This is a genomic window from Martelella sp., from assembly GCF_984369615.1.
This window is the reverse complement of record NZ_CFHTCS010000143.1, coordinates 1-10,068: the sequence shown is the minus strand read 5'-3', so window position 1 is coordinate 10,068 and position 10,068 is coordinate 1. Positions and strand designations below refer to the sequence as shown.

The window sequence follows — 10,068 nt, the reverse complement described above, 5'->3', positions numbered from 1 at the left end:
ATCCAGCGCGGCATCAAGCACGGCGTGCGCAAGGTCAATATCGACACCGACAACCGCATGGCCATGACCGGCGCGATCCGCAAGGTCTTTGCCGAAAACCCGTCGGAGTTCGACCCGCGCAAATATCTCAAGCCCGCCATGGAGGCGATGACCAAGCTCTGCATCGAGCGCTTCGAAGCCTTTGGCACGGCCGGCCACGCCGAAAAGATCAAGCCGATCCCGCTGTCGGACATGGCCAGGCGCTACGCCGACGGCTCGCTTTCGCCGAAGATCGGTTGAGCGGGTGCAGGCGCTGCCAAAAGGCCGCTTCTTTCGCAGCGGCTTCAGTTTGTCGACGAACCTCGCCACCCATATGCACGTCATCCTCGGGCTTGTCCCGAGGATCTAGCCACCCCTCCTTGCGAGCGGAGCGGGTGGTTGATGATATTCTGTTTTCAAAATGGATTTTGGTCGCATGCGCCTGTCGCGCTGAAACTTGCTCTGATGCTCGGGACAAGCCCGAGCATGACGGCAATGCGTGGAGTTTGCTTTGTCGCCAGTCTGACGCCGCCGCCTTCGCGGCGGCTTTGCCGCTTCCAGGTCTCGCCATCGACAGACCCGCCCTCAGTGGATCCCCTTGGTCAGCCCCTGCACAAAATAGCGGTTCAGAAACAGAATCACGACCACGATCGGGATGGTGGAGAAGTGCGCCAGCGCGCCGAGCGTGCCCCAGGTGATGTCCTTGGTGCCGTAGGCGGACAGAAGTGCGACCGAGAGCGGTTTTGATTCAAGCCGCGTCAGGAACATCGGGTAGAGGAAGTCGTTCCAGGAAAACATCAGGCAGAACAGAACGCAGGCGATGATGCCGGCGCGCACAGCCGGCAGCGCCACCTTGAAGAAGGCGCCGAACTGGCTGCAGCCATCGGTCAGCGCGGCCTCTTCCAGCTCCGGCGGAAGCCCGCGAAAATAGGAAAACATCAGCCAGGTGACGAAGGCGGAGTTGAGCATGGAGTTGATCAGCACCACCGACATCCAGCTTCCGAGCAGGCCGATATCGCGCATCATCAGGTAAAACGGAATGAGGGCCGCGACCGAGGGGATCATCCGGATCGCCATCAGGAAATAGGCAATGCCCATGGCATAGCGGCTTTTCGAGCGCGCCAGCGCATAGCCTGCCGGCACGCCAAGCGCCAGCGACAGGATCACGGAGCCCGCGGCGATCAGCACACTCGAACGCAAGAGGCTCCAGACATCGAACAGCCGGAAGATTGTCCGGAACTGATCGAGCGTGGGCGAAAAACCGAAGGTCGGCGGGATCGAAAAGATCGCGCTGGAAGGCTTGTAAGCCGTGGTTGCAAGCCACAGGAAGGGCGCCAGAAAGAAAACCAGCATGACGACGAGAAAGGCGCGGCGGCCCGCCTGAAACCAGTATTTTGCCGTCATTTTCCGTTCGCCTTCTTGTCTGCGTGGCGGATCATCATCACGAAAGCAGCTGCGATGATCGCGATGATCAAGAGGGTGAGGTTGGCGATCGCCGAGGCGCGGCCGATATTGAAGAACTCGAGTCCCTGCTTGACCGCATGCAGCATCAGCGTGTTGGTGGCATTGCCCGGCCCGCCGCCGGTTGCCACATAGACCGTGTCGAACACCCGGAAGGCATCGACGGTGCGCAGGATGAGCGCCAGCAGCACGGCCGGAAGCATCAGCGGGATGACGATGATCCTGAGCTTCTGCGGGCCCGTCGCGCCGTCAACCGAGGCGGCCTCGAGAATGTCGGAGGGCAGGGCCTTGAGGCCCGCGAGCAGGATCAGCGCCACAAGCGGCGTCCATTCCCACACATCGATGAAGATCAGGGTGGCGAGCGCTGCGTGCTGGTCGGCGAGGAGGCCGCGCGGGTCCGTCAGGCCCCATTCGGCGAGAAAATAGCCGATCATGCCGTAATCGGCGGCGAGCAGCCCCTTGAAGATGAGGCCGACAACCAGCGGCGTGATGGTGACGGGGATCAGGATCAGCGCCAGCGCGAGCCGGTTGAACCGGTCGTCGCGCCAGAGCGCCAGCGCCAGCATGAAGCCGAGCAGCAGTTCGAAGAACACCGCGCCGAGGGTGAAGATCGCGGTGTTGATCAGCGCCTGCCGGCTTACCGGATCGGTGATGATCTCGACATAATTGTCGAGACCGGCGAATTTCGTCCGCTGCGGGCGGATCAGATTGTAGTCGTAAAGGCTGTACCAGATGCCTTGCGCCAGCGGCCAGATGCCGACCACCAGCACATAGGCGACCACGGGAACGGCCATGATGACGAGAAACAGCTTTCGCCGCGCGGCAAAGGGCATGCCCTTGGGTTCGACCAGTTCGATGCCCGGATGATCTGCGATCGCACTCACGCGCGTAACCTCGGTTTTACTATCCATGCGAGAGCCGGACCGCCCGGACGCTGACGGGCGGTCCGCTGATGCAAACGCTGTTCTCAGAACAGCTCTTCGGCCTGCGCCTGCGCGGCGTCGAGCGCTTCCTTCGGATCGGCATCGCCGACCAGCACGGAATTGACCGCGGTGCCGAGGAAATCCTGGATTTGCGGATATTCCGGGATGCGCGGACGGTAGTCATAATTGCCGTTCTCGAAAGTTTCGGCAAGCACCGGCAGGAACGGGAATTTTTCCAGCAGGTCGGGATCGGTCATCTCGCTCTTGCGCAGGAAGCTGCCGGCGCCCATGAGATTGAATTCCTTGTGGATCTCCGGGCTGGTCAGCCATTTGATGAAGGCCCAGGCGGCCTCCTGTTCTTCCGGGGAAACGTCGGCGTTGATGGCCATGCCCCAGCCGCCGATGCCGTAGCTCGGGGCCGCGCTGCCCGAATGCGGGGCGGTGGTGATGGCGACGTCATCGACGACCTTGGAAATCTCCGGATTGTAATAGCCGGGCGCGCCGACAGACCATGTCTGCATCAGCGCCGCAACGCCCTGGCGGAAGCTTTCCTCGCGGCCGCCCCAGTCATAGCCGGCAGCGCCGGGCGGCGCCGCCTTGCGGAACAGGTCACGATAGACCTTCAGGCTTTCCACATTGGCATCGGAATTGAGCGTCGGCATGCCGTCCTCGCCCATGATCGCGCCGCCCATCTCGCTGTTGTACTGCATCCAGTCCTGGGCGCTGGCCGGGCCCTTCTGGCCGTTGGCGACAAAGCCGTAGAGGCCGGCATCCGGATCGGTCAGCTTTTCGGCGGCGGCGACGAATTCTTCCATGGTCGTCGGCGCTTTAAGGCCGGCTGCATCCAGCCGGGTCTTGTTATAGGCCAGCACATTGGCATAGCCGGCAAAGGGGAAAGCAACCTGCCGGCCCTCGAAATTGCCGAGGCCCATCATCAGCTTGGGATAGATGTCGTCGACGTCGATCTCGTCGGCATCGCGCTCGATCAGCTCTGAAAGCTCGACCGAATAGCCGTTTTCGGCGTATTCTCCCGCCCAGACGATATCCATGGTGACAAGGTCGTAGCCTTCGGTATCGCCGATATAATCTGCGGTGGTCTTGGTCAGGAGCGAGCCGTAGTCGAGAATGTCGACCTTCACGGTTGCGCCCGTTTCCTCTTCGAATTTCGGCGCCAGCGCGGCGATCACCGGCGCGAACTGGTCGTTCTGAGAGGCGATAGTGAGCGTGATGCCCGAAAAGGGCTTGTCCTGCGCAAGGGCGGTGGACCCCATCAGGCAGGCGAGAAGCCCCGCTGTCGCAAGCTTTGCGGCGTCTGTGTTTTTCATACTGTTCCCCTTTGTGTCATGCATTTGTTGTTGGAATGAATGTCATGATCGATAAACACTATACATCAAACAAAAACGCACTCAAGCGCACTTGACAAAAAAAGAATTCAAGTAAAAAATCACAAAAAAGAACATTATCGCCCAAAAATCAGACAAATCCGGCCTGTTTTGCCTGAAAATTGAGCAAACGCCTGATCGGGAACCAGAATGCAGTGCCTGACCGACTTTTCGACGCCCTTGTCCGGCGACCTTGAGCAACGCCTTGAACGGCTCGCCGCACGCGCGGCCTGGGAGATGGACTGTATCGAGGCAGCGGCGCCGATTTGGCTGAAGAAGCCGGAGAAAGAGGCGCGTTACAATGTCGTGATTGTCGGGGCCGGGCTGAACGGGCTCTCGGCCGCCTTCGCGCTGAGGCGTCGCGGCATCGAGGGCGTTCTCGTGATCGATCAGGCCGAGGCCGGGCGCGAGGGGCCGTGGGTCACGTCCGCGCGCATGAAGACGCTGCGCTCCCCGAAGACGCTGGCCGGACCCGATTTCGGCATTCCGAGCCTGAGCCCGCGCGCATGGTATGAAGCGGTTTACGGCGCCGAAATCTTTGCCGGTCTCGAGAAGATCGGCCGCGAGGACTGGATGCGCTACATGCTCTGGTTCCGCAGGGCGAGCGGCGTGACGGTCTGCAATGAAACCCGGCTTGAGGCGGTGGCCGAGGCCGACGACGGCGTGCGCCTGACGATCTCCGGCAATGGCTCTCTGCCCGGCGAGATCACCTGCCGGAGGCTGGTCATGGCAAACGGCATGGATGGCTGCGGCGGGCCTTATGTGCCTGAAAATGTCGCCGCGCTTCCCAAAGCGTTCTGGACACACAGCGCCGAGCAGGGTGAAGACGGCCATCTGAAGGGCAAGGACGTTATCGTTCTGGGTTCCGCGACCTCCAGTTTCGACTGGGCGGTGACCGCGCTGGAGAACGGCGCGCGGCGTGTCACCATGGTGGCGCGCGCTAAGGAGCTTGCCTGCACCGAGGTGCTGGCGTGGACCAATTTTCCGGGCTATCTCGGCGCCTTTGCCGAACTGCCGGATGTGGAGAAATGGCGCTTCTCGCGGCATTATTATGATCTGAAGGTGCCGCCGACGCAGGACCAGTATGACCGCGCCACCGCCTGTCCGAATTTCATTATGGAACTCGGTAGCGGCATCACATCGCTTGCCATCGAGAATGGCCGCATCCGCGCCGAGACAAGGAACGGCACACTGATGGCCGATCACATTCTGCTGGGCACCGGCTACAGCATCGATTTTTCCATGCGGCCGGAGCTTGTCCCCCTCAACGGGCGCTTTGCCTATTGGCGCGACCGTTTCACGCCGCCGAACAGCGAAGATTGCCCGCCGGTCTTGCACGCGCCGTATCTCGGGCGCACATTCGAGCTGACGCCGATGGATGCGGTGAGCGATCGCTGGGTCTCGCGCATCCATATGTTCAATGGCGGCGCGGTGCCAAGCCTTGGACCGGTGTCCAATGGCATCACCGGGATCAAATACGGCATTGCCCGCATCGCCGACGGCATGACGCGGGCCTTCTTTCTGGAAGACGCCGCGCGCTTCCGGGGAGAGCTTGCCGGCTACCGCGAACAGCATTTCAATCCGCGCGGAAAGGTTTCGGCCTGACAGCCGGGGAGGACAATATGACAACACCGCTGACACTCGATGCCGTTCTGGCGAAGGCCCAGACACGCAGCGTCGAATTTCCCTATTTGCTCGCCAATCACGTGCCGATGGTGTTGATTGCGCTCGACCGGCTCGGAGCATCGCCCGAGCGGCTCGATGAATGGTACGAGGCCTATCGCGATGCCCATGCCGTGCCGCCTGTCCCGGAACCAGTGGCGCCGGTCAATCCCGCCGACTGGCAGGAAGCGCTGGGCGAGCGTGCGCGCGAGGCGGATTATCGCGGCTTTTTTGTCGGCGAGGCGCAGCGGCTCGGCATTGACCGGGCGATCCGCACCTATCTGCCGGCGATGACGCAGGGCATCGCGGGAAGCGCAACCCATCCGCTGATGCGGCTTGCCTATGGCGTGTTGAAGAACGACGCCCGCGAGGTCGGTCACGCGCTTGGCTACTGGGCGGCGACCTATCTGCCGCTTCCGGGGCCTGGTCGTTTCGACGCCGATACGGATGATCCGGCGGAGGTGCTGGCCGGCATCGCCGAGATCGAGGGCATCCGCGATTACGAGACCGAAACCGACCTGCTCTGGCACAATATCCGTGCTGTCGGCGCGCTTCCGGGCTTTGCGCCGGTGATCGACCGGCTGCGCTTTCACGACAACACGGTGCGGCGGATGACCGAGGTCTCGCTCGTCGCCTTTGCCTTCACGCTCGATTTTTCCGCGCTTCACGCCGTCACCGGCATGCACTGGATGCGCCTCGTCACCCCGCATGTGGACGAGGATAAGGTGGAGCCGCTCTACCGTGCTTTCTGGCAGGTGATCGCGGCGCTTGTGCCGAAGATCGGCTTTCCGGTCTTCCCCACGGCCGATGAGGTGCAGGACATGCGCGAACGCGCCGCTCCCGACTGGCCGGAGATCAAGGCCGCGGCCATTGCCTCCTATGACGAACATGACGTCAGCCTGATCTTTTCCGCCTCCGAGGAGCAGAAAGCCTGGGGCGGCGACCGGCTCTACCGCGTCGCCGCCGCCCGCCGCCTTCGCCTGATCGACTGAGGAAAGCCTTTGCCCACATCTATTGCCGTTGAAAACATCCGCAATCATCGGGGCGAGCGCGTTACGCTTCTGGTCGAAGGAGGGTGCGTCGCCGGTTTCGGGCCGGAAGGAGCGGCAGAGGTGCCGGACGCGGCAGAGCGGATCGACGGCGCCGACCGGATGATCCTGCCTGGGCTGGTCGACGGGCATATCCATCTCGACAAGACGCTGATCGGCCTTCCCTTCATTCCGCATATTCCGGGTGATACCGTCGCCAAACGGATCGCCGCCGAGCGCGAACTGCGCCGCACGGTGGCGCTTCCCGTGACGGCGCGCGGCGGCGCGCTGATCGAGAAGATCGCAGCGCTCGGCACGGTCGCCGTCAGAAGCCATGTGGATATTGACGCCGAGATCGGCCTCAAGGGCCTCGAGCAGGTGCTGTCGCTGAGACAAAGCCACGGTCATCTGGTCGACATTGAGATTGTCGCCTTTCCGCAGTCCGGCATTATCCGTGATCCCGGCACGGCCGACCTCCTGCACGAGGCGGTCGCGGCGGGCGCGGATCTCGTCGGCGGGCTGGATCCGGCCGGCATTGATGATGATATCGAGGGTCATCTCGATGCGGTCTTTGCCGTTGCCGAGAGGCACAATGTCGGCGTCGACCTGCATCTGCATGATGGCGGCGCGCTGGGCGCTTTCGAACTGCGCCAGATCGCCGCGCGCACGATCGCGCTGTCGCTTCAGGGCAGGGTGGCGGTCAGCCATGCCTTCTGCCTTGGCGAGCTGGACGACGCGGAATTCAGCCGGACGGCGGCGCTTCTGGCGCGTGCCGAAGTCTCGATCATGACCAACGGCCCCGGTCCGGTGCCGATGCCGCCGGTCAGGCGACTGGCTGAAGCAGGCGTCCGGGTCTTCGCCGGCTCCGACAATATCCGCGATGCCTGGTCGCCTTTCGGCAATGGCGATCTGATCGAACGCGCCGGCATCATCTGCGACCGGCAGGATTTCCGCGCTGACGATGACCTGGAGCGGGCCTTTGCGCTTGTGACCCAAGCCTCCGGCGCGGTGCTCGGTCGAGCGGAGCCGCTTGCCAAAGACGCACCCGCCGATTTCATGCTGGTCGATTGCGGCAGCATTGCCGAAACGCTGGCCGAGCGCCCCGTGAGCCGCGCCGTGTTCAAGGCCGGGTGCAAGGTTGCCGAAGCCGGGCGGCTGGTGTGATCTGATGGCTGAGATCGACTTTCTTATCCGCAACGCCCAACTTTCTGGGCAGGACATGCCGGTCGATATCGCCTTTGCCGGTGATCGCATCGCCTCTGTTGCAAGCGGCATCATCTGCGATGCGCCGTCTTTTGATGCCGGTGGCAGGCTGGCCACGCCGGGGCTGACCGAAACCCATATCCACCTCGACAAGGCCGGGATCATCGCTCGTTGCGCGCTGTGCGAGGGTACGCTTGCCGAGGCCGTGCGGGAAACCGCGAAGGCCAAGGCCGCCTTCACCGAGGCGGATGTCTATGCCCGCGCGGCAAAAGTGGTCGAACAGGCGATATCGCATGGCACGATGCTGATACGCGCCTTCGTCGAGGTCGATCCGCGCGCCGGCTTCCGTTCCTTCGAGGCGATCAGGGCGATCCGCCGCGACTATGCCGATGCGATCGAAATCATCATCTGCGCCTTCGCGCAGGAGGGGCTGACGAACGATCCGGGCACGGAGGTGATGCTGGCCGAGGCGCTGGCCAACGGCGCCGATCAGGTTGGCGGCTGCCCCTATACCGATGCCGATCCGGCGGTCCATGTAACGAAGATCTTCGATCTTGCCGAGCGTTTTGGCGTCAATGTCGATTTCCACGTGGATTTCGACCTGAAGCCGGAAGGCTCCAATCTCGCGGCAATCATCGCCGAGACGAAACGGCGCGGCTATCAGGGGCGCGTCTCCATCGGTCACGTCACCAAGCTTTCCGCGCTTGAGCCTGACGCCTTTGCCGAAGCGCTTGAGGGACTTGCCGAGGCGGGTATCGCGCTTACCGTGCTGCCGGCGACCGATCTTTATCTCAATGGTCGCGAATTCACCCATCTTGTGCCGCGCGGCATGACGCCCGGACACCGGCTGATTGCGGCGGGCGGCGTCGCCACGCTTTCCACCAATAACGTACTGAACCCGTTCACCCCCTTCGGCGATGCCTCGCTGATGCGCATGGCCAATCTCTATGCGAATATCGCCCAACTCGGCACGCCGGACGACCTTCAGACCGTGTTTGACATGGTTTGCGCCCAGGCCGAGCGCTTGCTTGGACGCCAACCCGCGACCATTGCAGCAGGCGCGCCTGCCAATGTGGTGTTGTTCGATGCCGAGACCCCGGCGGAAGCCGTGGCGACGGCGGCGCCGACGCTGGCAGGCTGGCGAAATGGGACGATGACCTTCGAGCGTCCGCGGCCCCGGCTTTTCTGCTCTCCCCGGACGTGAATGGCCGGAAAGCCGGTGGTGCGGCACGGAAATTGCATATCATTATTTCGGGAGACCGTTTTGTGCATGTGAAAGGCGATTTGCATGATCACGGATCAGAACGGCACGATTGATGTCCGGTTTTTGCGCACGACCTTCCTTCTGTTGAGCGAACGGAATGTTTCGCGCGTTGCCGCCAGGCTCGGCCAAAGCCAGCCTTCCGTCAGCGCCGTGCTGAAGCGCGCGCGGCAGGTTTTCGACGATCCGCTTCTGGTCAGGAGCGGGCAGGGCATGGCCGTGACGGAGCGGGGAGAGACGGTGTGCGCCTCGCTTGGCCGCATCCTGGCGGAACTCAGCGAGACCATCAGCCCGGAAGAGGCCTTCGATCCGGCCACCACCGCCTTCGCCATGCGGATTTCGGCGATGAGCTGTTTCAACGGCTTTCTCATTCCGCCGATTGCCGAGAGGCTCCGCAACGAAGCGCCGGTAGCCTCGATCGATTTCTTTGCGCCGGCGGAAAGCGACGATCTGACCGAGCAACTGAGCTCTGGCGCGTCCGATCTTCTCGTCGCCAACTGGCCGGCGCCGCATGAAAGCCTGCGCTCCAGCACGATCTTCGATTGCGAGACCGCCTGCATCCTGCGGGCCGACCATCCCGCTGCCAGGGCGGGCGCGATGTCGATGGATGATTATCTCGACTTGCCGCATCTCTCGCTCGGCTCGGTCGTCCGGCCCGCCTTCAGCCCCATCGGGGGACGGCTGAAACAGCTTGGCGTCAATCGTCGGGTGGCGCTTTCCGTGCCGGAGTATGCGTTGGTGCCGCCGGTGATCGCGCGCACCGACCTGATCTTCACCACGGCGCGGCCCTATGCCGAGTTCGTTGTGGACCGATACCCGGATTATGGCCTTTGCGTCGTTCCCGCGCCGCGCGATTTCGGCAATATGCGGCTTTATCTCCTCTGGCATGAGCGCGCGCATAAAAGTCCGGCCAATCTCTGGGTGCGCAATCTTATTCGTGATGTTTCAAGGCGTTACGGGGCCGATCTGGTGGCGCGGCCGACGCCGGCCTCCATGGCCGGGCTTGCCGCGCTCGCAGCGGTATAAGCACACGCCTATACCGCATATAAGCCCAGGCGGAATTGCCGAACGTCAAATGACATGATCATAATGTAGGCACAAATCTAAACTGCATAAAACTTAGTCCGGTT

The 10,068-nt window shown here is 62.6% G+C and carries 9 protein-coding genes; 6 read left to right on the top strand and 3 right to left on the bottom strand.

The annotated features are described in order from the left end of the window. A partial coding sequence (locus tag AC5DC2_RS12645) for a class II fructose-bisphosphate aldolase (protein ID WP_491698724.1) occupies positions 1–279 on the top strand: 279 nt, incomplete at its 5' end. Positions 280–603: 324 nt separating this feature from the next. Here the strand turns inward: AC5DC2_RS12645 and AC5DC2_RS12640 are convergent. From AC5DC2_RS12640 to AC5DC2_RS12630, 3 genes are all read right to left on the bottom strand, one after another. Then, entirely contained in the window at positions 604–1,422 is an 819-nt protein-coding gene (locus tag AC5DC2_RS12640; protein ID WP_491698723.1) for a carbohydrate ABC transporter permease, read from the bottom strand. Continuing rightward, positions 1,419–2,312 (bottom strand): carbohydrate ABC transporter permease, encoded by an 894-nt coding sequence (locus AC5DC2_RS12635; RefSeq protein ID WP_491698725.1) that lies wholly within the window; start codon positions 2,310–2,312, stop codon positions 1,419–1,421. The genes AC5DC2_RS12640 and AC5DC2_RS12635 overlap by 4 nt, the downstream gene beginning before the upstream one ends. Before the next feature lie 134 nt (positions 2,313–2,446). Then, entirely contained in the window at positions 2,447–3,727 is a 1,281-nt protein-coding gene (locus AC5DC2_RS12630; protein ID WP_491698722.1) for an ABC transporter substrate-binding protein, read from the bottom strand. A gap of 207 nt (positions 3,728–3,934) precedes the next feature. Between AC5DC2_RS12630 and AC5DC2_RS12625 the strand changes: the two genes are divergently transcribed. From AC5DC2_RS12625 to AC5DC2_RS12605, 5 genes are all read left to right on the top strand, one after another. After that, entirely contained in the window at positions 3,935–5,389 is a 1,455-nt protein-coding gene (locus AC5DC2_RS12625) for an NAD(P)-binding domain-containing protein (RefSeq protein ID WP_491698721.1), read from the top strand. A gap of 17 nt (positions 5,390–5,406) precedes the next feature. Beyond that, positions 5,407–6,438, top strand: a complete 1,032-nt coding sequence (locus tag AC5DC2_RS12620; RefSeq protein WP_491698720.1) for a questin oxidase family protein — start codon at positions 5,407–5,409, stop codon at positions 6,436–6,438. 9 nt (positions 6,439–6,447) lie between these two features. Then, positions 6,448–7,638: an amidohydrolase gene (locus AC5DC2_RS12615; protein WP_491698719.1), complete on the top strand. Its 1,191-nt coding sequence runs from the start codon at positions 6,448–6,450 to the stop codon at positions 7,636–7,638. 4 nt (positions 7,639–7,642) lie between these two features. Continuing rightward, positions 7,643–8,881 (top strand): amidohydrolase family protein, encoded by a 1,239-nt coding sequence (locus AC5DC2_RS12610; protein WP_491698718.1) that lies wholly within the window; start codon positions 7,643–7,645, stop codon positions 8,879–8,881. Between the two features lie 84 nt (positions 8,882–8,965). After that, positions 8,966–9,964, top strand: a complete 999-nt coding sequence (locus tag AC5DC2_RS12605) for a LysR family transcriptional regulator (protein ID WP_491698717.1) — start codon at positions 8,966–8,968, stop codon at positions 9,962–9,964. The last annotated feature ends 104 nt before the right edge of the window (positions 9,965–10,068 follow it).

Coding starts and splice junctions, on each gene's coding strand:
- AC5DC2_RS12640 (WP_491698723.1), bottom strand. CDS start 1,422: ATGACGGCAAAATACTGGTTTCAGGCGGGCCGCCGCGCCTTTCTCGTC.
- AC5DC2_RS12635 (WP_491698725.1), bottom strand. CDS start 2,312: ATGCCCTTTGCCGCGCGGCGAAAGCTGTTTCTCGTCATCATGGCCGTT.
- AC5DC2_RS12630 (WP_491698722.1), bottom strand. CDS start 3,727: ATGAAAAACACAGACGCCGCAAAGCTTGCGACAGCGGGGCTTCTCGCC.
- AC5DC2_RS12625 (WP_491698721.1), top strand. CDS start 3,935: ATGCAGTGCCTGACCGACTTTTCGACGCCCTTGTCCGGCGACCTTGAG.
- AC5DC2_RS12620 (WP_491698720.1), top strand. CDS start 5,407: ATGACAACACCGCTGACACTCGATGCCGTTCTGGCGAAGGCCCAGACA.
- AC5DC2_RS12610 (WP_491698718.1), top strand. CDS start 7,643: ATGGCTGAGATCGACTTTCTTATCCGCAACGCCCAACTTTCTGGGCAG.
- AC5DC2_RS12605 (WP_491698717.1), top strand. CDS start 8,966: ATGATCACGGATCAGAACGGCACGATTGATGTCCGGTTTTTGCGCACG.